Source organism: Escherichia sp. E2661 (genome assembly GCF_004745185.1).
Lineage (GTDB): Bacteria > Pseudomonadota > Gammaproteobacteria > Enterobacterales > Enterobacteriaceae > Escherichia.
In genome coordinates, this window is sequence record NZ_PDIG01000004.1 from 92,993 (window position 1) to 115,075 (window position 22,083).

19 protein-coding genes and 3 pseudogenes are annotated in these 22,083 nt (G+C 53.6%); 10 read left to right on the forward strand and 12 right to left on the reverse strand.

The genetic code is table 11. The annotated features are described in order from the left end of the window. Positions 1–81: 81 nt before the first annotated feature. Positions 82–1,002: an alcohol dehydrogenase catalytic domain-containing protein gene (locus CRI63_RS03020; protein ID WP_240782710.1), complete on the reverse strand. Its 921-nt coding sequence runs from the start codon at positions 1,000–1,002 to the stop codon at positions 82–84. 85 nt (positions 1,003–1,087) lie between these two features. Then, complete coding sequence (locus tag CRI63_RS03025; protein WP_240782711.1) at positions 1,088–1,702, reverse strand: RraA family protein; 615 nt, start codon at positions 1,700–1,702, stop codon at positions 1,088–1,090. Between the two features lie 262 nt (positions 1,703–1,964). On the opposite strand from CRI63_RS03025, the gene CRI63_RS03030 reads away from it, so the two are divergent. Beyond that, entirely contained in the window at positions 1,965–2,678 is a 714-nt protein-coding gene (locus tag CRI63_RS03030) for a FadR/GntR family transcriptional regulator (RefSeq protein WP_135487451.1), read from the forward strand. Between the two features lie 39 nt (positions 2,679–2,717). Here CRI63_RS03030 and CRI63_RS03035 read toward each other — a convergent pair whose 3' ends face one another. Next, a complete protein-coding gene (locus CRI63_RS03035; protein WP_135518459.1) occupies positions 2,718–3,926 on the reverse strand; it encodes an RNA-guided endonuclease TnpB family protein in 1,209 nt (402 codons plus the stop codon). 7 nt (positions 3,927–3,933) lie between these two features. On the opposite strand from CRI63_RS03035, the pseudogene tnpA reads away from it, so the two are divergent. Beyond that, a pseudogene (gene tnpA, locus CRI63_RS03040) lies at positions 3,934–4,366 on the forward strand (IS200/IS605 family transposase). 240 nt (positions 4,367–4,606) lie between these two features. After that, positions 4,607–5,653, forward strand: coding sequence for an AbrB family transcriptional regulator (locus tag CRI63_RS03045; protein WP_135518461.1), 1,047 nt, complete (start codon positions 4,607–4,609; stop codon positions 5,651–5,653). Here CRI63_RS03045 and nei read toward each other — a convergent pair. The 5 genes from nei to ybgI are packed head-to-tail and all read right to left on the reverse strand — an operon-like array spanning position 5,650 to position 9,549. Beyond that, positions 5,650–6,441, reverse strand: a complete 792-nt coding sequence (nei, locus tag CRI63_RS03050; protein ID WP_135518463.1) for an endonuclease VIII — start codon at positions 6,439–6,441, stop codon at positions 5,650–5,652. The two genes, CRI63_RS03045 and nei, sit on opposite strands and share 4 nt — an antisense overlap. Before the next feature lie 35 nt (positions 6,442–6,476). After that, on the reverse strand, positions 6,477–7,211 hold the full coding sequence (gene pxpA, locus CRI63_RS03055; RefSeq protein ID WP_135518465.1) for a 5-oxoprolinase subunit PxpA: 735 nt from the start codon (positions 7,209–7,211) through the stop codon (positions 6,477–6,479). Then, on the reverse strand, positions 7,201–8,133 hold the full coding sequence (gene pxpC, locus CRI63_RS03060; protein WP_130259239.1) for a 5-oxoprolinase subunit PxpC: 933 nt from the start codon (positions 8,131–8,133) through the stop codon (positions 7,201–7,203). Before pxpC ends, pxpA begins: the two co-directional genes overlap by 11 nt. Then, entirely contained in the window at positions 8,127–8,783 is a 657-nt protein-coding gene (gene pxpB, locus CRI63_RS03065; RefSeq protein WP_130215016.1) for a 5-oxoprolinase subunit PxpB, read from the reverse strand. The genes pxpC and pxpB overlap by 7 nt, the downstream gene beginning before the upstream one ends. A gap of 22 nt (positions 8,784–8,805) precedes the next feature. Next, on the reverse strand, positions 8,806–9,549 hold the full coding sequence (gene ybgI / locus CRI63_RS03070; protein WP_130224268.1) for a radiation resistance protein YbgI: 744 nt from the start codon (positions 9,547–9,549) through the stop codon (positions 8,806–8,808). A 270-nt stretch (positions 9,550–9,819) separates the two neighbouring features. Here ybgI and dtpD point away from each other — a divergent pair, with 270 nt between their 5' ends. Continuing rightward, positions 9,820–11,301, forward strand: a complete 1,482-nt coding sequence (gene dtpD / locus CRI63_RS03075) for a dipeptide permease DtpD (protein WP_135518467.1) — start codon at positions 9,820–9,822, stop codon at positions 11,299–11,301. Positions 11,302–11,430: 129 nt separating this feature from the next. Here dtpD and phrB read toward each other — a convergent pair. From phrB to CRI63_RS03090, 3 genes and pseudogenes are all read right to left on the reverse strand, one after another. Continuing rightward, positions 11,431–12,850 (reverse strand): annotated as a pseudogene (phrB, locus tag CRI63_RS03080) (deoxyribodipyrimidine photo-lyase). Continuing rightward, positions 12,847–13,356 carry a YbgA family protein gene (locus CRI63_RS03085; protein ID WP_135518469.1) on the reverse strand — a complete coding sequence of 170 codons (510 nt, stop codon included), beginning with the start codon at positions 13,354–13,356 and terminating at the stop codon, positions 12,847–12,849. The pseudogene phrB and the gene CRI63_RS03085 overlap by 4 nt, the downstream one beginning before the upstream one ends. A gap of 101 nt (positions 13,357–13,457) precedes the next feature. After that, the gene (locus CRI63_RS03090) at positions 13,458–13,664 is read right to left on the reverse strand and encodes a YbfA family protein (RefSeq protein WP_000424924.1); all 207 of its coding nucleotides are present in this window, start codon (positions 13,662–13,664) and stop codon (positions 13,458–13,460) included. A 311-nt stretch (positions 13,665–13,975) separates the two neighbouring features. On the opposite strand from CRI63_RS03090, the gene kdpF reads away from it, so the two are divergent. From kdpF to kdpE, 6 genes and pseudogenes are all read left to right on the forward strand, one after another. After that, positions 13,976–14,065, forward strand: a complete 90-nt coding sequence (gene kdpF / locus CRI63_RS03095; RefSeq protein ID WP_001365534.1) for a K(+)-transporting ATPase subunit F — start codon at positions 13,976–13,978, stop codon at positions 14,063–14,065. After that, positions 14,065–15,738, forward strand: a complete 1,674-nt coding sequence (kdpA, locus tag CRI63_RS03100; protein WP_135518471.1) for a potassium-transporting ATPase subunit KdpA — start codon at positions 14,065–14,067, stop codon at positions 15,736–15,738. Before kdpF ends, kdpA begins: the two co-directional genes overlap by 1 nt. 22 nt (positions 15,739–15,760) lie before the next feature. Next, positions 15,761–17,809, forward strand: coding sequence for a potassium-transporting ATPase subunit KdpB (gene kdpB / locus CRI63_RS03105; protein WP_135518473.1), 2,049 nt, complete (start codon positions 15,761–15,763; stop codon positions 17,807–17,809). Positions 17,810–17,817: 8 nt separating this feature from the next. After that, positions 17,818–18,390 carry a K(+)-transporting ATPase subunit C gene (kdpC, locus tag CRI63_RS03110; protein WP_135518475.1) on the forward strand — a complete coding sequence of 191 codons (573 nt, stop codon included), beginning with the start codon at positions 17,818–17,820 and terminating at the stop codon, positions 18,388–18,390. Continuing rightward, positions 18,383–21,069: pseudogene (gene kdpD, locus CRI63_RS03115) on the forward strand (two-component system sensor histidine kinase KdpD). The gene kdpC and the pseudogene kdpD overlap by 8 nt, the downstream one beginning before the upstream one ends. Beyond that, entirely contained in the window at positions 21,066–21,743 is a 678-nt protein-coding gene (kdpE, locus tag CRI63_RS03120; RefSeq protein ID WP_000186076.1) for a two-component system response regulator KdpE, read from the forward strand. The pseudogene kdpD and the gene kdpE overlap by 4 nt, the downstream one beginning before the upstream one ends. A gap of 60 nt (positions 21,744–21,803) precedes the next feature. Here the strand turns inward: kdpE and CRI63_RS03125 are convergent. Then, a partial coding sequence (locus CRI63_RS03125) for an IS3 family transposase (protein ID WP_167852299.1) occupies positions 21,804–22,083 on the reverse strand: 280 nt, incomplete at its 5' end.

A 22,083-nucleotide genomic window follows, 5' to 3' on the forward strand; every position in this document is an offset into this window, starting at 1 on the left:
TGAGGATTTTGGTATACGCGCCGGGATCACTTGCCCAGTCGCTAAAAGCGTGATCAGCCTGTTCCAGCGGGTAGTGAGCACTCACCAGATTGCTGACCGGATACGCCCGGACTCCATCAATGCCAGCACGGCACGAAAATCCGCCACGGTGGCATTGCGCGAACCACGGATATCCAGTTCTTTCATCAGGAACTGCGCACTCTGATAACTCACAGGCTGTTTGGCGTAACCGACATAAACCACACGACCGCTAAACGCCACCAGCCCTGTAGCCTGTTCAATGGTTTGTTGATTCCCCACCGCTTCAATCACCACTTCCGGGCCGCGACCGTCATTTAACAGCGCCAGTTCTGCCGCCACGTCACATTGCTGCGAATTAAGAAAACGTTGCGCGCCGCACTCCTGGGCAATGTTCTGCTTGCGATCATCAATATCGATAGCAATTACGCGCGCGCCCATCGCGGATGCCGCAGCGATAGCGCCAAGGCCAATTACCCCACAACCGATAACTGCGACCCATTCACCGACATTAATTTGCGCACGTCTGGCTGCATGTAGTCCCACCGCCAGCGGTTCTACCAGCGCTAACTCATCAACACTTAAGGCATTACAAACAATGACCTTATGTGCAGGCATCGTCAGTTGTTGCACCATCCCACCCTGACGCTGTACACCGAGAGTCTGGTTGTTCTTACAGGCGTTAGGACGACCGCTCAGACAGGAGCTGCACACGCCACACTCAGTGCAAGGCAGAACGACCACCCGGTCACCAGGCTTAATCGCCCCCGCCATATCGCCAGTTGCCAGCACCGTGCCGCCAATTTCATGCCCCGGAATACAGGGATAATTAACCAGCGGATTCAGCCCCCGCCAGGTATTGAGGTCAGAGCCACACAGCCCAACACGCTCAACATTGATAAGCACTTCTCCTTTCCCGCAGACCGGTTCGGGGATATCAACAAATCGCGCCTGACTTCCCTGCTCAATGGTTAATGCCTTCATTCGTTGCTCTCCTTACATTACGCCGAAGGTTTCAAAGGCCTGTACCGTGCTCATGCCATCACTGATGGCTTTGCGCACTTCACTTTCAGTTGCCACTTTTTTCCAGAGCCAGGGTAATGACTTCTTTCTCAACGGCCTGGGGAATAATCAGTAATCCGTCACGATCACCAAACACGATATCGCCCGGATTCACCCGCACACCGTGAAATTCAATGGGTACGCCGAAGTCGATGACCTTGCCGCGCGGACCTTGATCCTGTGCGTAAGTGCCATGACAAAAGGTGGGAAATTTAAGTTCAAGAATTTCAGCAGAGTCACGGGCGTAACCATCGAGTACCGCACCTGCTGCTTTCAGATGCATGGCTCGGGTAGACATCAACCCGCCCCACAACGCATAGCGCAGAGAGCTGCCCGTAGTGATGTAAACATCGTTCTCTTTGAGGGCATCCAGCGCTTCAAACATGATGCCAAACGGTTTTTCGCCAATCGCCGTCTTACCCGACGTCGATTTGGTTTCGTAAACGTCCGACTCCAGCACCGGCATTGCCCGGCCTGCCACCACCATATTCACATCCAGCGGCTTGATTGCCGGAGAAACAAACTGGTGCATATAGCCCAGCGTGTCGAGAATATCGCCAACCACGGCGGTAAATAGCCGGGTTTTCATCAACGCAAAAAGTTCGTTATCACTCTTCCACATCACATTCACCTGTAAGCCTGTTTAACAGGTTTACAGGGTAAGAAGAAAAAGCGCACAATACTGCGAAGGGCGTCACGAAAAAGTTGTGTATTTACTATTTCTTCGCCACTCTTTCACACAATATGTCTTTGATTCGCACTGCATGGCGGGCGCACAGGCGCAGTAGTCTATTGATAATCAAGGGTTCTGGAGGAAAATATGAAGGATACAGTCCCGGTATTCTGGATTTTACCGACCAGGAAAAAGTACAACAGGAGTAAAAATGAGTGAGAGTGCGTTATTGACCAGCGTAACGTTATCGTCACAGGTCAAAAATCATATTCTTAATCTGATCGCCGAACAAAAATTGACACCGGGGATGCCAGTTCCCAGTGAAGTTCAGTTGATTCAGAAATTGGGTGTCAGTCGGGGTATTGTGCGTGAGGCCTATCGTTCACTTGCCGCCCTGGGGATTCTGGAAACCCACAGCGGTAAAGTGCCACGAATCAAAAAATTTGATGATGAAGTGCTGCGCGTGGTGTTTGGATTTGCCCTGGCGACCGAACAAGTGACAACAGAGCAAATTTTGCAAGTACGCCGCTGGCTGGAGTTGGGCGTCGTGGAAGCAGCTGCCCGTAATGGCGAAGAGGAAGATTTTGCCAGTCTGCGCGCCGAAATGGCGCAAATTCGCGAACAGTTCGATGATGTCGAAAGCTTTATCACCCATGATATCCGCTTCCACCAGTTACTCGCTGTTGCCTCAAAAAATCCGCTTTTTATGATGTTATTGCAGGCATTACATCAGCAGTTGCGGCAATCCATCCAGGAGGGGTTAAACGCCCAAAGCGATCAAAAAGAGTATGGCAATCACATCATCACACTACACCAGAAAATCTGCGACGCGGTGTGTGCCAGAGATGTCGAAACGGCGACTCAAGCCATGAAATCACACTTCGACAGCCCGGTCAGTGCACTGATCAATAATTCCTCGCCTTGACATCCTCCACGCCCTGAAGGACGTGGATCCCTGCTACGTTCAGGCTGTCGCCTGAATCATTTCGGTGGGTTCCTGCTTCAACGGGCGGCCTGACTGCACCATCCCTCCACAGGCAAGAACGGCGTGCCCCGCCGCTAAAATGTTACGAGCGCCGTTTACATCGGCGTTCGCTGTATATCCACATACCTGGCATCTGAATTTACTTTGTGACAGGCGATTTTCTTTCGCTGTATGACCACAGCACGCGCAACGCTGGCTTGTGTACGCTGGCGGAACAGCCAGTATCTGACCGCCACGCCAGAGCTCTTTGTACTCAAGCTGGCGGCGCATTTCATACCAGCCCTGATCCAGTATCGAACGGTTTAAACCTGATTTTGCCCGGACATTGCGCCCCGGCTGGCTGACCGTACCCGCGGCTGACTTTGACATGTTGCTGACCTTCAAATCCTCAATGACTATCATTGCGTGTTTTTTGCTGATTGTCGTTGTGACTTTGTGAAGGTAGTCCCTGCGGATATTTGCGATACGGGAATGCAGACACTGTATTTTGCGTTTCTGCTTCTGCCAGTTGTTGCTGAATTTGACCTTGCGGCTTAACTGTCGCTGAAGTCTCGCCAGCTTCTTCTGGTTTTTCTGGAAACTGTTTACAGGCTCAAAGACTGTGCCATCTGACAGCGTGGCAAGTTTAGCCACGCCAGCATCCAGTCCGACCATTGATACTGAAGGATGAACAGGAGTAGATACTTCACTTTCAGTCTGAATACTGATGTACCACTTACCGCAGGACTGGCTGACTGTGACATTTTTTACAACACCCGTGACCTGACGACTGTTCCGGTAGCGCATCCAGCCAAGCTTCGGCAGAAAAATACGGCTGTTTTCCTGATCGAGCTTAACGCCCTGCGGGTAGCGAAATGCATCATTCTGTCCCCGCTTTTTGAATCGGGGAAAAGCAGCCCGATTCTGGAAGAAGTTTTTGTAAGCTCGCTCAAGGTCTTTCAGTGACTGTTGCAATGGCTGTGATGGGGCATCTTTAAGCCATTGTGTTTCAGTGGCATTTTTCCACTCAACCAACCAGGAAGCCATTTTCGCGTAAGGGATGTATTTATTACCGGCCTCATGATTCTCATTTTGAAGCGCCAGAGCACGATTGAAAACGAAACGACATGCGCCTGCGAAGCACCTCATTTCACGCTCCTGTTGACCACTGGGTCTTAACTGGAATTTAAATGCCTGTAGTCGTTTCACCGGTCAAATGATATTTTGGTCTATGAAAAAAGAAACCGATATCCGGCGTGGAAGGCACTGTGTTTTTCCCATGCATGTTCACCTGGTCTTTGTCACCAAATACCGACGTCAGATTTTTGACTATGACGCGACAGGAAAACTACGCACTTACTTTTCAAATGTATGTGCTGATTTTGAAGCTGAACTGGTTGAAATGGATGGCGAACAAGATCACGTCCATTTGTTAATTAACTATCCACCCAAGCTGGCGATATCCAGTCTGGTAAACAGCCTCAAAGGCGTATCGAGTAGGTTACTGCGACGAGATCGACCAGATATTGCAGTCAGGTATTACTACAAAGGCGTTTTGTTGGAGTCCCGGCTATTTTGCCAGTAGCTGCGGAGGTGCGCCAATATCCGTCATCCGCCAATACATTGAACAACAGCAAACACCTGGTTAGGTGGAAAACCGCGCCTTATATCCCCGCCCTGAAGAACGGGGTTTTACGGCGCACTGGATAAGACTTATTTCAGTTCAATCGTTTACTCTTCCCTCTTTTACAAACGAGAGGGAGACAACGGTACTTAATACGCCCTTTAGCCAAAATCTGCCTTTTTCTTGATTACCGCTATTTTTTCGTTAAGGCGCATTCTTTATGCTGTATCGATACACCAAAGGTAAGTTAAACAGGGAGTGACGGATGCCAGTGCTACAGTGGGGAATGTTATGTGTTCTGTCACTTCTCCTTTCTATTGGCTTCCTCGCTTTACATCTCCCGGCGGCACTCCTGCTTGGACCGATGATCGCCGGGATCATCTTCAGTATGCGCGGGGTCACCCTGCAACTCCCCCGCTCCGCTTTTCTCGCCGCGCAGGCCATTCTTGGCTGTATGATTGCGCAAAACCTGACCGGTTCGATCCTGACCACGCTGGCGGTTAACTGGCCGATTGTGTTAGCTATTTTACTGGTGACGTTGCTTTCCAGCGCTATCGTGGGATGGTTACTGGTGCGCTATAGCTCACTGCCCGGAAATACGGGTGCCTGGGGCTCCTCGCCTGGTGGTGCGGCGGCAATGGTCGCGATGGCGCAGGATTACGGCGCAGATATCCGCCTGGTGGCGTTTATGCAGTATCTGCGGGTACTGTTTGTCGCGGGGGCCGCTGTTCTGGTTACCCGCATGATGCTGGGCGATAACGCTGAAGCGGTTAACCAGCAGATGGTATGGTTTCCGCCAGTGAGCATTAATCTCCTGCTTACGATTTTGCTCGCGGTCGTTGCCGGTACGGCGGGATGCCTGCTACGTCTTCCTTCCGGAACGATGCTTATCCCGATGCTGGCAGGTGCGGTGCTCCAGTCTGGCGAGTTCATCACGATTGAGTTACCGGAATGGCTGCTGGCGATAGCTTATATGGCGATTGGCTGGCGAATTGGTCTGGGCTTCGATAAACAAATCTTACTGCGGGCATTGCGTCCGCTGCCGCAAATCCTGCTGTCGATATTTGCTCTGCTCGCCATCTGCGCCGCGATGGCGTGGGGGCTGACCTGGTTTATGCATATTGATTTTATGACTGCCTACCTCGCCACCAGCCCCGGCGGACTAGATACGGTGGCGGTCATCGCCGCAGGGAGCAATGCCGATATGGCGCTTATTATGGCGATGCAAACCCTGCGCCTGTTCAGTATTTTGCTGACGGGGCCTGCCATTGCGCGGTTTATTTCAACCTATGCGCCGAAGCGAACGGCCTAGTGCTGGCAACCAGGACACCAGTAAAACGGGCGCGATGACAGCGTGGCTTTCTCAATGGTGCCCCCACAGCGTTCGCACTTCTCGCCATCACGATGAAACACCTTAAAGCGAAACAACGCCCCGTGATGTTTATTTTCATCCACCTGCCCCCGCGTAGCGTAAGAAAGTCGCGGAATATCCAGTAACGCGTGTGTGAGTGCATCCAGTTGCGCCGCGTTGAGATCTTTCGCTTTATGATTTCCGGTCAACCCAACCTGCCAGAGGATCTCCACGCGCAGATAATTGCCAAGCCCTGCCAGAAACGCCTGGTCAAGCAGTAACCCGGCAAACTGACGGTTACGAAAGCGCGGCGACAATAACCGTTCTTTCACTCCTTCCGGCGTCAGATTCGGATCCAGCACATCGGGGCCAACGCGTTGTAAGAACGGATGCGTAGTCAGTTGTTCCGGCGTTAACATTTCAATATCAGAGGCGCTATAAAGCAGAATGGTTTTGTCGGCTGTTTGCAGCTTTACCCGCAACACCCGCGTGGTCTGCGGCTCTTCGCCAGTATCAACCACGCGCCAGACACCATAGAGTTGGTTATGGCTATAGAGCGTTAAGCCATCCGAAAAATGGGTCAGCAACGCTTTTCCGCGCGTTTCCACATAAGTGACATGCTGACCAATAAGTTGTGATTGATAAGGTTTTAACTGCGGGAAGGCAAACCAGACATCGGTCAGTGGTTTGCCTTTGATCGCCGCCTCCAGGTTATCCGCTGCACGGCGGATCTCCGGGCCTTCAGGCATGGTGATATCCTTTTTTCATTCTTTGTTCAGAGGGATTATGCTGCGACAACAATCCCCTTTTCGGCAAATGCAGATCGTAGCCGGCGGGCGAACGCCAGTGCGTGCTCGCCGTCGCCATGCAGGCAGACCGTTTGCGCCGCGACCGTTGCCCATTCGCCGGTGATACTTTTGACTCTGCCGTGTTGCACCATCTCCAGCGTTTGCGCCAGCGCCTGTTCTTCGTTTTCAATCAACGCGCCTGGCTGGCTTCGCGGCACCAGAGAACCGTCGGCCTGATAGCCGCGATCGGCAAACACTTCCTCGCGTGTTTTCAGGCCATTACGCTTGCCTGCACGGATCAGCTCGCTTCCCGCCAGTCCAACGAGAATCAATGCCGGATCGCAGGCGTAAACCGCTCTGGCGATGGCGTCTGCCAGTTGTGCGTTTTTCGCCGCCTGGTTGTATAACATGCCGTGGGGTTTGACGTGGCGCATCACGCCACCTTCTGCACGAGTAATCGCTGCCAGTGCGCCAATTTGATACAGCGTCTGGGCGTAAACCGTTTCCGGCGGCAATTTCATGGCGCTACGTCCAAAGTTTTCCCTGTCGGGAAAGCTCGGGTGAGCGCCAATCGCGACACCATTTTTTATTGCTTCACGCACGCTGACCAGCATGGTTTGCGCATCGCCTGCATGAAATCCACAGGCAATATTGGCCGACGAAACCAGCGTTAAAAGTTCCGCATCGCTGGAACTTCCTTCGCCCAGATCGGCGTTCAGGTCAATTTTCATTGTGCAGCCGCCACGCTAATTGTTCGAAATAACGTTGCTGATCTTGCCGCGCTTTCAGTGCCTCTTCCAGTGAACACTGGACAAAATGAATCGGCTGACCGAGCGGAATTTGCGCAAGATGGTACATATCAGCCTCAATGATGCAGGCAATGCGCGGATAACCGCCGGTAGTTTGCGCGTCGTTCATCAACACAATGGGCTGCCCGTTATGCGGCACCTGCACCACGCCAGGCAACAAACCGTGAGATAACAGTTCGCGATCGGTGGTGCGTTTTAAGATTTGCCCCTGTAAGCGATAGCCCATCCGGTTACTTTGCGAGCTAAGCTGCCAGGGCGAACGCCAGAATGCATCCTGCGAGGCGCGATCGAACTCATGATATTCCGGCCCCGGTAAGGCGCGAATCCGGTTACCCCACAGCAACTGTTTAACGCCCTGCGCTTCCATAAAATCACGCTTCGCTTTGCCAATCGGGAGTCGGTCACCATCCTTCAGTAAACGCCCTTCCAGCCCGCCAATCCCCACTTTGAGATCGGTGCTGCATGACCCCATCACTGGTGGCACATCAATACCGCCCGCCACCGCCAGATAGCTACGTACACCATGTTGTGGACGTTTAAGCATTAAACGCTGGCCTGCTTTCATCGGCAAGCGCCAGCCAGTCCAGACAGCATTATCATCCAGCCGCGCCTCGCAACCTGCGCCCGTCAGGGCAAACCAACCATCAGTTTCGAACTCAACCGTTAACTGACCGAGCGTGATCTCCAGCGCGGGGGCATTGGCGTCATTACCCACCAGCAGGTTAGCAATGCGTAGCGCTGGCATATCCAGTGCGCCGCAGTGGCTGATACCCGACTGGCGAAAACCGTGACGGCCGCCATCCTGCACGGTGGTGTACATCCCCGCACGAATAATCTTCAGCATACTCCCTCCTTCTGCGGCACAAAGCGCACGCTGTCTCCCGGACGCAATAAGATAGGTTCGTCACGCGTCGGGTCAAACAGACTGAGCGAAGTATGACCTATCAACTGCCAGCCGCCCGGCGTTGCCAGTGGATAAACACCGGTCTGCGGCCCGCCAATCCCGACAGAACCTGCCGGAACGAGCAAGCGCGGTTCAGCGCGCCGTGGCGTGTGTAGTTGTTCCGGCAAACTCCCGAGATACGGGAATCCTGGTTGAAAACCTAAAAACCAGACCACGTATTCCACGGAGGAGTGCAATTCAACAACCTGTTTTTCGCTCAACCCACAATGCGCCGCGACCACCGCCAGATCCGGCCCGCCTGCGCCACCGTAAACCACCGGGATTTCGATAAAGCGTGATTCCGGTTCCAGCGCCTCGCTCTCTTCCCACCAGCGTTGCAAACGCTCTATGGCGTCCAGCGCCAGCGATTCAGGGTTACGCAAAATCACCGTGATATTGTTCATGCCGGGAATAGCTTCAACGACATTCGGCATATCCACCAGACGCTGGGCCAGCCGCCAGATCCGTTTCTGGCTGGCCAGCGTCACCGGCGGTTCCAGTTCCAGCACTACCGCCGTTTCACCTATCAGATAACAACGCGCTCGTTGCACTTTCGATCCCTCTGACTATTCGTTATGCAGGATTAGGAATATCAATAAAGGTCACATCAAGATCGGTATTTTCATTCAACCACTCGCTCAACGCGCGAATACCACCGCGTTCGGTAGCGTGATGACCCGCAGCATAAAAATGCAATCCCTGCTCGCGGGCTGAATGAATGGTCTGTTCAGAAACTTCGCCAGTAATAAAAGCATCCACGCCAAAACGCGCGGCACTATCAATAAAACTTTGCCCACCACCGGTGCACCAGGCGACGCGCTGTACTACCTCCGGGCCGTTGTCGCCACACCACAACGGCTTACGTCCCAGACGCGCTTCAATCCATGAGGCCAGTTCCAGCCCCGGTACCGGCATGGTCAGTTCGCCCCACGGCACCAACGGCTCAATTTCGCCCATGACCGTGATCCCCAGTAACGCCGCCAGTTGCGCGTTATTGCCCAGCTCAGGATGTGCGTCAAGTGGCAGATGCCAGCCATACAGGTTGATATCATTCGCCAACAATGTTTTTAAGCGGTTACGCTTCATACCGCGAATTACTGGCGATTCCCCTTTCCAGAAATAACCATGATGCACAATGACCGCATCAGCGCCCAGGCGTACCGCTTCATCGAGTAGCGCCTGGCTGGCGGTGACACCGGTAACAATTTTTTGCACCGTCTCTTTGCCTTCCACCTGCAAACCATTCGGCGCATAATCACTTATCGCCGCGCTGTTCAATTTCTCGTTAATCAGTTGTTCCAGTTCGGTGTTTTTCATCATTGCGCCTTCCATATTCTGATAGCTACTCCGTTAACATAGCGTTCCCTCGCCTGTTCGTCGATAGCCAATCTTTCGACATATTAAGAAACAAACCCATCGCCAAAAGGCGCAAATTGTTTATCTCATAAATGCATAGTTCATGTATATTTATGCAATCAGACAGCATATTGCATAAATAATCAGATCTGTATCAGAGTTTTAACTTTAAGGAAACACACGCACGCCGCGCAACTATTACGTGGTGTCGCATCCAACCGCGGAATTACTATGAATAAACACGCATCACAGCCGCGCGCTATCTACTACGTTGTCGCGCTGCAAATCTGGGAATATTTTAGCTTTTACGGCATGCGTGCCTTGCTGATTCTCTATCTCACCAATCAACTGAAATACAACGACACCCACGCTTACGCGTTATTCAGTGCCTACTGTTCGCTGGTGTATGTCACGCCGATCCTCGGCGGTTTTCTGGCGGATAAAGTGCTCGGCAACCGTATGGCGGTAATGCTGGGGGCGTTGTTGATGGCAGTCGGGCATGTGGTGCTGGGCGCCAGCGAAATCCACCCGTCATTCCTCTATCTGTCGCTGGCGATTATCGTTTGTGGCTATGGTCTGTTTAAATCCAACGTCAGTTGCCTGCTTGGTGAACTGTATGAACCGACCGATCCACGTCGTGATGGCGGTTTCTCGCTGATGTATGCGGCGGGTAACGTAGGATCGATTATTGCCCCTATCGCCTGTGGTTACGCCCAGGAAGAGTACAGTTGGGCGATGGGCTTTGGCCTGGCGGCGGTTGGCATGATCGCGGGTCTGGTCATTTTCTTATGTGGCAATCGTCATTTCACACATACCCGCGGCGTTAACAAAAAGGTGCTGCGTGCGACAAACTTTCTCCTGCCGAACTGGGGATGGCTGCTGGTTCTGCTGGTCGCAACGCCTGCGCTGATTACTGTACTGTTCTGGAAAGAGTGGTCGGTATACGCCTTAATTGTCGCCACTATCATTGGTCTGGCGGTACTGGCGAAAATTTATCGCAAAGCAGAAAACCAGAAACAACGTAAGGAGCTGGGGCTGATTGTGACGCTCACCTTCTTCAGCATGTTGTTCTGGGCCTTCGCACAACAGGGCGGCAGCTCGATTAGCCTTTATATCGACCGCTTCGTTAATCGCGATATTTTCGGTTATAGCGTTCCGACCGCCATGTTCCAGTCGATTAATGCTTTTGCTGTGATGTCGTGCGGTGTGGTGCTTGCCTGGGTGGTTAAAGAGAGCGTTGCGGGTAATCGTACCGTGCGCATCTGGGGAAAATTTGCTCTTGGCCTCGGCCTGATGAGCGCCGGGTTCTGTATTCTGAGCTTAAGCGCCCGCTGGTCTGCAATGTATGGCCACTCTTCCCTGCCGCTGATGGTGCTTGGTCTGGCAGTGATGGGGTTTGCCGAACTGTTTATCGATCCGGTTGCTATGTCGCAAATTACGCGTATTGAAATCCCCGGCGTGACCGGCGTATTAACCGGCATTTACATGCTGCTTTCCGGTGCGATTGCTAACTATCTGGCGGGCGTCATTGCCGATCAAACATCGCAAGCTTCGTTTGATGCTTCCGGGGCGCTCAATTACTCCATCAATGCATATATAGAAGTGTTTGATCAAATCACCTGGGGTGCGCTGGCGTGTGTAGGACTGGTGCTGATGATTTGGCTGTATCAGGCACTTAAGTTCAGAAACCGTGCGCTGGCGCTGGAGTCTTAATAGGCTAACACCGATGCCTGATGCGACGCTTAACGCGTCTTATCAGGCCTGGATGGCCCATTGAATTTGCACTATTTGCCAGGCCGGATAAGGCGTTCATGCCGCATCCGGCATCTGGGCACGAGTCTGTTATTTCCCCTTCCTCGCCGCTTCATACGCTGCCAGCGTTCGTACTCTCGCTTCTTTATGATCGACAATCGGCTGTGGATAATCCAGCTTCACGCCCGCTTTCTGCGCCCACTTCCACGGCTCATGCACCGCTTTCCCTGGTACATCGCGCAACTCCGGTACCCACTGGCGGATAAACTCGCCTTCGCAGTCAAATTTCTCGCCCTGGGTTGTCGGGTTAAAAATACGAAAATACGGCGCAGCATCGGTTCCGGTAGAAGCGGCCCACTGCCAGCCGCCGTTATTGGCCGCCAAATCACCATCAATCAGTTGTGACATGAAATACCGCTCGCCTTCGCGCCAGTCGATCAGCAAATCTTTCACCAGAAAACTGGCTGTAATCATTCGCAGACGGTTATGCATCCAGCCGGTGTTATTAAGCTGACGCATGGCAGCATCAACAATCGGGTATCCCGTTTTACCTTCTTGCCAGGCTTTAAAATGGGCGGGATTGCGCTGCCACTGCACACGCTCCGTCCAGGCAATAAACGGACAATGTTTACACAGCGAAGGATAATACGTCATCAAATGGCGGTAGAACTCGCGCCAGATCAGCTCACTAAGCCAGACACTACCGGCCCCACCGTCCAGCGCCTGCGGCTGTTCCGCCAACAAGCGATGCAAACACTGGCGAGGCGATAACCCGCCCGTTGCCAGGCTGGCGGACAAACGGCTGGTGCCTTCTACTGCCGGAAAATCTCGTTGTTGCTCATATTCTCCGGCACCGTTCTGGCAAAACTGGCGTAATTGCGCAATCGCCGCTTTTTCTTCCACCGGGAAATGCGCGGTATCGAAAGACTGACGAGGGTAATTCAGCGTAATGGATGGCGCGGGCTTTATTGATCCGCTACTACGAACTTTTGGCGCAGCGACGCACTCCGGCATACCTTCCCGCAGCCGTTTCAGCCAGGCGTTTTTTAAACGGCGTAAAGACTTTGTACATCTCATGATTGCCAGTCATCACCGCCCCCGGCGGCAGGATCACGCTGTCATCAAATCCTTCACACACCACGTTACGCAGCGCTCTTTCAACTTCCACATCCCGCGCCCGCTCATTCACCTCATACTGATAGTTATAAAACAGATGGGTAACACGATTTTCCGCGCACACCTGTTTGACTATTTCGACGCTGGCGACAAAGTCATCCACTTCACGGAACAATAAAGGAATACCTTTTTCTGCCAGTGCAATTTGTAGCCCGTTCAGTTGAACATTGATAAGTTCAGCCTGACGCGGCGACATGTTATGCGCCGCCCACTGGCGTGGTGTAGCGATATACAACGCCAGCACGCGTGCAGACGAATTGCGGCAGGCGGCAGCCAGCGCGAGATTATCGTGCAGACGTAAATCCTGGCGAAACCAGACCAGATGGATGGTCATAAAACTCCTGCATGGCGCAAGTTAACCACACGCGGCCAAAGTTCGAAATAACGCTGCCCTGAAAGCCAGGCGTTAGGATAAAGCGCCATATAGTGTTTGATACGCATCAGCGGCGCAAGAAGCGGTTGCTCGCCACGGCGATAACTGTCGATAAGCGCCGCCAGCTGCTGGCGTTCTGTGGAATCAATATGTGGGCGAAAATAACCCTGAACGTGCATCAAAACGTTAGTATGATCACGCCGGTTGGCAGGGTGAGAAAGCAAAACAATTACGCGTTGGCGGTACTGATTGTAAAAATCATCCAGGTTTTGCCACTGATGAATATCAGCCACGAACGGGCCAAGTTTGCGGTATTCCGGCTGGGAATGAGCCAGAAAGACGAGTTTATAGCGGCTGTGATAATCGAGAAGCGCTCCGCGCGTTAAGCCGTGTGATTTCAGTCGATGTAAGTCATGAAGCGCGAAGATACGGATTAGAGTGCTGTCATCAAATCGTTGCTGATTCATTACTGCTCCTGAACGGTTTACAGGAGTAAGTGTAGACGGCGAAAAGAAAAAAACCGCCAACGTTTCCGCTGGCGGTTTTCAATGTATTCAGAACTCAGCAATCAGTAAAAATCACCGGTTGCCTTTTCGGCCTGATCCATCCACACCGGTTTATCGCTGGTTTTCGACCAGACGCGATGCAGGTAACTGTAAAAGCGGGCGCGGTCTTTCCAGAAAAGCATGAAAGGCAGCGCCAGAACGCCCGCTGCAACCGCATAAGTACGGCGTAAAAAGATAAGCCATGCAGGATATTCTCTGTAGAGTTCCATACTTTTCTCCCCCTTTTGTATCTACCCGGTGAATAGCACCGGAAAATGAATTTGTTTATCTGATGAAAATAGTACCGCCTTTTGTGTAATTTTACTACTCATCCGACCACTTATTTTTGCTTATTGATGGTTTATTTACATTCACCGTGTAATTAAGTTACATGAAAGTTAAATTAATACTAATCATTAGTTAAATCATGGCTTTTGCCATTTTTATACTTTTTTTACACCCTATCCGCAGATTTTTGCGAAATCTTTGCAGCCAGAATTCTACCCTTCCGGTATCACTTTTAGGCCACTGGAGGTGCACTGTGAGTGCAGGCGTGATAGCCGGCGTGTTGCTGGTGTTTTTATTACTGGGTTATCTGGTTTATGCCCTGATCAATGCGGAGGCGTTCTGATGGCTGCGCAAGGGTTCTTACTAATTGCCACGTTTTTACTGGTATTAATGGTGCTGGCGCGTCCTTTAGGCAGCGGGCTGGCGCGGTTGATTAATGACATACCTCTTCCCGGTACAGCGGGCGTTGAACGCGTACTCTTTCGTGTACTTGGCGTCTCTGACCGTGAGATGAACTGGAAGCAGTATCTCTGTGCCATTCTCGGCCTGAACATGCTGGGACTGGTAGTGCTGTTTTTTATGTTGCTCGGTCAGCACTATCTGCCACTTAATCCACAGCAGCTGCCGGGGCTGTCGTGGGATCTGGCGCTGAATACCGCCGTCAGCTTCGTCACTAACACCAACTGGCAATCTTATAGCGGTGAAACCACGTTGAGCTATTTCAGCCAGATGGCGGGCTTAACGGTGCAAAACTTTCTTTCTGCCGCCAGCGGGATTGCGGTGATTTTTGCCCTCATCCGTGCGTTTACCCGCCAGAGCATGAGCACACTTGGGAATGCCTGGGTCGATCTGCTACGCATCACGTTATGGGTGTTAGCCCCTGTGGCGTTGTTGATCGCGCTGTTTTTTATTCAACAAGGTGCGTTGCAAAACTTTCAGCCTTATCAGGCCGTAACGACCATTGAAGGAGCACAACAGCTGTTACCAATGGGTCCGGTGGCCTCTCAGGAAGCGATCAAGATGCTCGGTACTAACGGCGGTGGCTTCTTTAATGCCAACTCGTCGCATCCGTTTGAAAACCCTACCGTACTGACCAACTTCGTGCAAATGCTGGCGATCTTCTTGATCCCAACAGCACTGTGTTTTGCCTTTGGCGAAGTGGCGGGCGATCGCCGTCAGGGGCGCATGTTGCTGTGGGCGATGTCGGTGATTTTTGTCATCTGCGTAGGCGTGGTGATGTGGGCAGAAGTTCAGGGTAATCCTCATCTGCTGGCACTGGGTGCGGACAGCAGCATCAATATGGAAGGTAAAGAGAGCCGGTTCGGCGTGTTGGTCAGTAGCCTGTTTGCGGTCGTGACTACGGCGGCTTCCTGTGGCGCGGTGATTGCGATGCATGATTCGTTTACCGCTCTTGGTGGCATGGTGCCGATGTGGTTGATGCAAATTGGTGAAGTGGTATTCGGCGGCGTCGGTTCAGGCCTTTACGGCATGATGCTGTTTGTCCTGCTGGCGGTGTTTATTGCCGGGCTGATGATTGGTCGTACACCGGAATATCTGGGTAAAAAAATCGACGTACGCGAGATGAAATTGACCGCACTGGCGATTCTGGTCACCCCGACGCTGGTGCTGATGGGCGCGGCGCTGGCAATGATGACCGACGCCGGACGTAGCGCCATGCTCAACCCTGGCCCGCATGGTTTTAGCGAAGTGCTGTACGCCGTGTCATCCGCCGCTAACAACAACGGCAGCGCCTTTGCCGGATTAAGCGCCAACTCTCCGTTCTGGAACTGTTTACTGGCGTTCTGCATGTTTGTCGGTCGCTTCGGGGTGATTATCCCGGTGATGGCAATTGCCGGTTCGCTGGTGAGTAAAAAGAGCCAACCCGCCAGCTCCGGCACGCTGCCAACGCACGGCCCGCTGTTTGTTGGCCTGTTAATCGGCACCGTGTTGCTGGTTGGCGCACTGACCTTTATCCCTGCCCTGGCGCTTGGTCCGGTGGCGGAATATCTCTCCTGATGATATTGAGTGAGCACTGAATATGAGTCGTAAACAACTGGCGCTATTCGAACCAACACTTGTCGTTCAGGCGCTGAAAGAAGCGGTGAAAAAATTAAGCCCGCAGGCGCAATGGCGCAATCCGGTGATGTTTATCGTCTGGATCGGCAGTCTGCTGACCACCTGTATTAGCATCGCGATGGCAAGCGGAGCGATGCCTGGCAATGCGCTGTTTAGCGCGGCAATTAGTGGCTGGCTGTGGATCACCGTGCTGTTCGCTAATTTCGCCGAGGCGCTGGCAGAAGGCCGCAGTAAAGCGCAGGCCAACAGTCTGAAAGGGGTGAAAAAAACTGCCTTTGCCCGCAAGCTGCGCGAACCGAAATATGGCGCTGCGGCGGACAAAGTTCCCGCCGATCAACTGCGTAAAGGTGACATCGTACTGGTAGAAGCTGGCGATATTATCCCCTGCGATGGTGAAGTCATTGAAGGAGGCGCATCGGTCGATGAAAGCGCCATCACCGGGGAATCGGCACCGGTGATCCGTGAATCCGGCGGCGATTTTGCCTCCGTCACCGGCGGCACGCGTATTCTTTCTGACTGGCTGGTGATTGAGTGCAGCGTTAACCCCGGCGAGACGTTTCTGGATCGGATGATCGCGATGGTGGAAGGCGCACAGCGACGCAAAACGCCGAACGAGATTGCCCTGACCATCCTGCTGATTGCCCTGACCATCGTCTTTTTACTGGCGACCGCAACGCTATGGCCATTTACCGCCTGGGGCGGTAACGCGGTCAGCGTAACGGTACTGGTGGCGCTGCTGGTTTGTCTGATCCCAACGACTATTGGCGGCCTGCTGTCGGCGATCGGCGTCGCCGGGATGAGCCGGATGCTGGGCGCCAATGTGATCGCCACCAGCGGACGTGCAGTTGAAGCGGCGGGTGACGTTGACGTTCTGCTGCTGGATAAAACCGGCACCATCACGCTAGGTAACCGTCAGGCGTCAGAGTTTATCCCCGCGCAGGGCGTAGAGGGAAAAACGCTGGCCGACGCCGCACAACTGGCTTCGCTGGCTGACGAAACGCCGGAAGGCCGCAGCATTGTGATCCTCGCCAAGCAACGTTTTAACCTGCGCGAGCGCGATGTGCAGTCGCTCCATGCCACCTTTGTACCGTTTACTGCGCAAAGCCGGATGAGCGGGATCAACATCGACAACCGCATGATCCGTAAAGGTTCTGTCGATGCCATTCGCCGCCATGTTGAAGCTAACGGTGGTCACTTCCCTGCCGATGTTGATCAAAAAGTCGATCAGGTTGCGCGTCAGGGGGCTACGCCGCTGGTGGTGGTGGAAGGTTCCCGCGTGCTGGGCGTTATTGCGCTGAAAGATATCGTCAAAGGCGGCATTAAAGAGCGTTTCGCGCAACTGCGCCAAATGGGCATTAAAACAGTGATGATTACCGGCGATAACCGTCTGACTGCCGCCGCCATTGCTGCGGAAGCGGGTGTCGATGATTTTCTCGCCGAAGCGACACCGGAGGCCAAGCTGGCATTGATTCGTCAGTATCAGGCGGAAGGCCGTTTGGTGGCGATGACCGGCGACGGCACCAACGATGCTCCGGCGCTGGCGCAGGCAGATGTCGCGGTGGCGATGAACTCTGGTACTCAGGCGGCGAAAGAAGCGGGCAATATGGTGGATCTCGACTCTAACCCGACTAAGTTGATCGAGGTGGTGCATATTGGCAAACAGATGCTGATGACCCGTGGCTCGCTGACCACCTTCAGCATTGCCAACGATGTGGCGAAATACTTCGCCATTATTCCAGCGGCATTCGCGGCAACGTATCCGCAGCTAAATGCGCTGAACATCATGCGCCTGCATTCGCCCGACTCCGCCATTCTCAGTGCGGTCATTTTCAACGCCTTGATTATCGTCTTTTTGATTCCCCTGGCGTTAAAAGGCGTGAGTTATAAACCGCTTACCGCTTCTGCCATGTTGCGCCGTAACTTATGGATTTACGGTCTGGGCGGGCTACTGGTGCCGTTTATTGGTATCAAAGTCATTGATTTACTGCTGACCGTTTGCGGTCTGGTGTGAGGTTTACCATGCGTGGATTACGTCCGGCATTATCGACATTTATCTTTCTGTTATTGATTACTGGTGGCGTTTACCCGCTGCTGACCACCGCGCTGGGGCAATGGTGGTTTCCCTGGCAGGCCAATGGTTCGTTGATCCGTGAAGGTGATACGGTGCGGGGTTCGGCATTAATCGGGCAGAATTTTACCGGCAACGGCTATTTTCATGGTCGCCCGTCGGCAACGGCAGAAATGCCCTATAATCCACAGGCTTCTGGCGGGAGCAATCTGGCGGTCAGTAACCCTGAGCTGGATAAACAGATAGCCACACGCGTTGCTGCATTACGGGCCGCTAACCCGGATGCCAGCGCGAGCGTTCCGGTTGAACTGGTGACGGCGTCGGCAAGCGGGCTGGACAATAACATCACCCCGCAAGCGGCGGCCTGGCAAATCCCACGCGTGGCGAAAGCGCGTAATCTCAGCGTTGAACAGCTCACGCAACTGATCGCAAAATACAGCCAACAACCGCTGGTGAAATATATCGGCCAGCCGGTCGTCAAAATTGTCGAACTCAATCTGGCGCTGGATAAGCTTGATGAATAACGAACCCTTACGTCCCGACCCCGATCGTCTGCTGGAACAAACTGCCGCGCCGCATCGGGGGAAGCTGAAAGTTTTCTTCGGTGCCTGCGCAGGCGTCGGGAAGACCTGGGCGATGCTGGCGGAAGCCCAGCGACTGCGGGCGCAAGGGCTGGATATTGTGGTTGGCGTGGTAGAAACCCACGGGCGGAAAGATACCGCCGCCATGCTGGAAGGTCTGGCTGTTCTGCCACTGAAACGCCAGGCGCATCGTGGGCGGCATATCAGCGAGTTTGATCTCGATGCTGCCCTCGCCCGCCGTCCGGCGCTGATATTGATGGACGAACTGGCGCACAGTAATGCGCCAGGTTCTCGTCATCCTAAACGCTGGCAGGACATCGAAGAGCTGCTGGAAGCTGGCATTGATGTTTTCACTACCGTCAACGTTCAGCATCTGGAAAGTCTGAATGATGTGGTCAGCGGCGTCACCGGAATTCAGGTACGGGAAACCGTGCCTGATCCTTTTTTCGATGCCGCCGACGACGTGGTTCTGGTGGACTTGCCCCCGGACGATCTGCGCCAGCGGTTGAAAGAAGGCAAAGTCTATATTGCCGGGCAGGCGGAGCGCGCCATTGAACATTTTTTCCGCAAAGGCAATCTGATCGCCCTGCGCGAACTGGCACTGCGCCGTACTGCCGATCGCGTAGATGAGCAAATGCGCGCCTGGCGGGGGCATCCTGGCGAAGAGAAAGTCTGGCACACGCGCGACGCGATCCTTTTATGCATCGGACATAACACCGGCAGTGAGAAACTGGTCCGCGCGGCGGCGCGGCTGGCGTCACGGCTGGGGAGCGTCTGGCACGCGGTGTATGTTGAAACGCCTGCCCTGCACCGTTTACCGGAGAAAAAACGTCGGGCAATTCTCAGCGCCTTACGTCTGGCGCAGGAACTGGGCGCGGAGACGGCAACACTTTCTGATCCAGCGGAAGAGAAAGCGGTAGTGCGTTATGCCCGTGAACATAATCTCGGCAAGATTATTCTCGGTCGCCCAGCCTCGCGCCGCTGGTGGCGTCGGGAAACGTTTGCTGATCGACTGGCGCGCATCGCCCCCGATCTCGATCAGGTGCTGGTCGCGCTTGATGAACCACCCGCCCGCACGCTTAACAACGCGCCGGATAGCCGCTCTTTTAAAGACAAGTGGCGGGTACAGATTCAGGGATGCGTGGTTGCCGCCGCGTTATGCGCCGTTATCACCTTAATTGCCGTGCAGTGGCTGATGGCGTTTGATGCCGCCAACCTGGTGATGCTGTATCTGCTTGGCGTGGTGGTGGTGGCGCTATTTTATGGACGCTGGCCTTCGGTGGTTGCTACCGTCATTAATGTGGTGAGTTTCGATCTCTTTTTTATCGCCCCACGCGGCACGCTCGCCGTCTCTGATGTGCAATATCTGCTGACCTTCGCGGTGATGTTAACCGTCGGGCTGGTGATCGGGAACCTTACTGCTGGAGTGCGTTATCAGGCGCGGGTAGCCCGTTACCGCGAGCAACGCACACGGCACTTATATGAAATGTCGAAAGCTCTGGCGGTGGGCCGCAGTCCGCAGGACATCGCCGCCACCAGCGAACAATTTATTGCCTCCACGTTTCATGCCCGCAGTCAGGTGTTGTTGCCCGATGACAACGGTAAATTGCAGCCGTTAACACATCCGCAAGGAATGACACCATGGGACGATGCCATCGCGCAGTGGAGTTTTGATAAAGGCCTGCCTGCGGGTGCGGGCACCGACACGTTAACCGGCGTGCCGTACCAGATTTTGCCGTTAAAAAGCGGCGAGAAAACCTACGGACTGGTGGTGGTGGAACCGGGGAATCTGCGTCAGTTGATGCGATCCCGGAACAGCAGCGCCTGCTGGAGACGTTTACGCTGTTAGTCGCCAATGCGTTTGAGCGGCTGACGCTGACCGCCAGCGAAGAACAGGCGCGGATGGCAAGCGAACGTGAACAGATCCGCAACGCCCTGCTGGCGGCGCTTTCGCACGATTTACGCACTCCGCTTACAGTGCTGTTTGGTCAGGCTGAAATCTTAACGCTCGATCTGGCAAGCGAAGGATCGCCCCACGCCCGTCAGGCCAGCGAGATTCGTCAGCATGTGCTGAACACTACCCGACTTGTGAATAATCTACTGGATATGGCGCGAATTCAGTCCGGCGGCTTTAATTTGAAGAAAGAGTGGTTAACGCTGGAAGAAGTGGTCGGTAGCGCGCTGCAAATGCTGGAACCGGGTTTATCGTCGCCCATCAATCTTTCTCTGCCAGAACCGCTGACCTTAATCCACGTTGACGGGCCACTCTTTGAACGGGTGCTGATTAATCTGCTGGAGAACGCGGTGAAATACGCGGGTCCGCAGGCTGAAATTGGTATCGATGCCCACGTTGAGGGCGAAAATCTACAACTGGATGTCTGGGATAACGGCCCCGGTCTTCCGCCAGGCCAGGAGCAGACGATATTTGATAAGTTTGCTCGCGGGAATAAAGAGTCGGCGGTGCCAGGTGTAGGGCTTGGGCTAGCAATTTGTCGGGCGATTGTGGATGTACACGGCGGCACCATTACCGCGTTCAACCGACCGGAAGGTGGTGCCTGTTTTCGTGTTACACTTCCCCAGCAAACTGCCCCTGAACTTGAAGAATTTCATGAGGATATGTGACAAACGTTCTGATTGTTGAAGATGAACAGGCTATTCGTCGCTTTCTGCGCACGGCGCTGGAAGGCGACGGTATGCGCGTCTTTGAGGCCGAAACGCTGCAACGCGGTTTGCTGGAAGCGGCAACCCGTAAGCCAGATTTGATTATTCTCGATCTCGGCCTGCCCGATGGCGATGGGATTGAGTTTATCCGCGACCTACGCCAGTGGAGCGCGGTGCCGGTGATTGTGCTTTCCGCACGTAGCGAAGAGAGCGACAAAATCGCCGCGCTGGATGCCGGAGCGGATGATTATCTGAGTAAGCCGTTTGGCATTGGCGAATTGCAGGCCCGTCTGCGCGTCGCGTTACGCCGCCACTCTGCCACCACGGCGCCCGATCCGCTGGTGAAATTTTCCGATGTTACCGTCGATTTAGCCGCCCGGGTGATCCATCGGGGCGAGGAAGAGGTGCATCTCACGCCGATTGAGTTCCGTCTGCTGGCCGTGCTGCTCAACAATGCCGGAAAAGTGCTCACCCAGCGCCAGTTACTCAACCAGGTATGGGGACCAAACGCGGTCGAACACAGCCACTATTTGCGGATTTATATGGGGCATCTGCGACAAAAACTGGAACAGGATCCCGCTCGCCCCCGTCATTTCATTACTGAAACCGGTATTGGGTATCGGTTTATGCTTTAGGGGTTGAAATGCCGGATGCGGCGTGAACTGAACTGAACCCCAAAACCTGGACAGTTTCATTTAACCGGCTTTTTGATACTCAGTCCGGTATTCTACCGGGCTGAGTCCCCCAAGACTGAGTTTTATTCTTTTTTGATTCCAGTAAGTTATGTATTCGCTAACGGCATTTTCCAGTTCTTCCACACTCCTGTAGTTCCGGCGATAGTACATTTCTTCTTTCAGGTGACCAAAGAAGTTCTCCATTACCGCATTATCAAGGCAGTTGCCCTTGCGCGACATGCTCTGCACTAACCCTTTGTCTGCCAGGGCAGACTGATAACTTTTCATCCGGTAATGCCAC

Excerpts from the sequence above, each read along its gene's own strand:
- pxpC (WP_130259239.1), bottom strand. The coding sequence starts at position 8,133 with ATGCTGAAGATTATTCGTGCGGGGATGTACACCACCGTGCAGGATGGC.
- ybgI (WP_130224268.1), bottom strand. The coding sequence starts at position 9,549 with ATGAAAAACACCGAACTGGAACAACTGATTAACGAGAAATTGAACAGC.
- kdpB (WP_135518473.1), top strand. The coding sequence starts at position 15,761 with ATGAGTCGTAAACAACTGGCGCTATTCGAACCAACACTTGTCGTTCAG.
- CRI63_RS03030 (WP_135487451.1), top strand. The coding sequence starts at position 1,965 with ATGAGTGAGAGTGCGTTATTGACCAGCGTAACGTTATCGTCACAGGTC.
- nei (WP_135518463.1), bottom strand. The coding sequence starts at position 6,441 with ATGCCTGAAGGCCCGGAGATCCGCCGTGCAGCGGATAACCTGGAGGCG.
- kdpC (WP_135518475.1), top strand. The coding sequence starts at position 17,818 with ATGCGTGGATTACGTCCGGCATTATCGACATTTATCTTTCTGTTATTG.
- kdpA (WP_135518471.1), top strand. The coding sequence starts at position 14,065 with ATGGCTGCGCAAGGGTTCTTACTAATTGCCACGTTTTTACTGGTATTA.
- pxpA (WP_135518465.1), bottom strand. The coding sequence starts at position 7,211 with ATGAAAATTGACCTGAACGCCGATCTGGGCGAAGGAAGTTCCAGCGAT.
- CRI63_RS03025 (WP_240782711.1), bottom strand. The coding sequence starts at position 1,702 with ATGTGGAAGAGTGATAACGAACTTTTTGCGTTGATGAAAACCCGGCTA.
- CRI63_RS03085 (WP_135518469.1), bottom strand. The coding sequence starts at position 13,356 with ATGAATCAGCAACGATTTGATGACAGCACTCTAATCCGTATCTTCGCG.
- CRI63_RS03090 (WP_000424924.1), bottom strand. The coding sequence starts at position 13,664 with ATGGAACTCTACAGAGAATATCCTGCATGGCTTATCTTTTTACGCCGT.
- CRI63_RS03045 (WP_135518461.1), top strand. The coding sequence starts at position 4,607 with ATGCCAGTGCTACAGTGGGGAATGTTATGTGTTCTGTCACTTCTCCTT.
- dtpD (WP_135518467.1), top strand. The coding sequence starts at position 9,820 with ATGAATAAACACGCATCACAGCCGCGCGCTATCTACTACGTTGTCGCG.
- CRI63_RS03020 (WP_240782710.1), bottom strand. The coding sequence starts at position 1,002 with ATGAAGGCATTAACCATTGAGCAGGGAAGTCAGGCGCGATTTGTTGAT.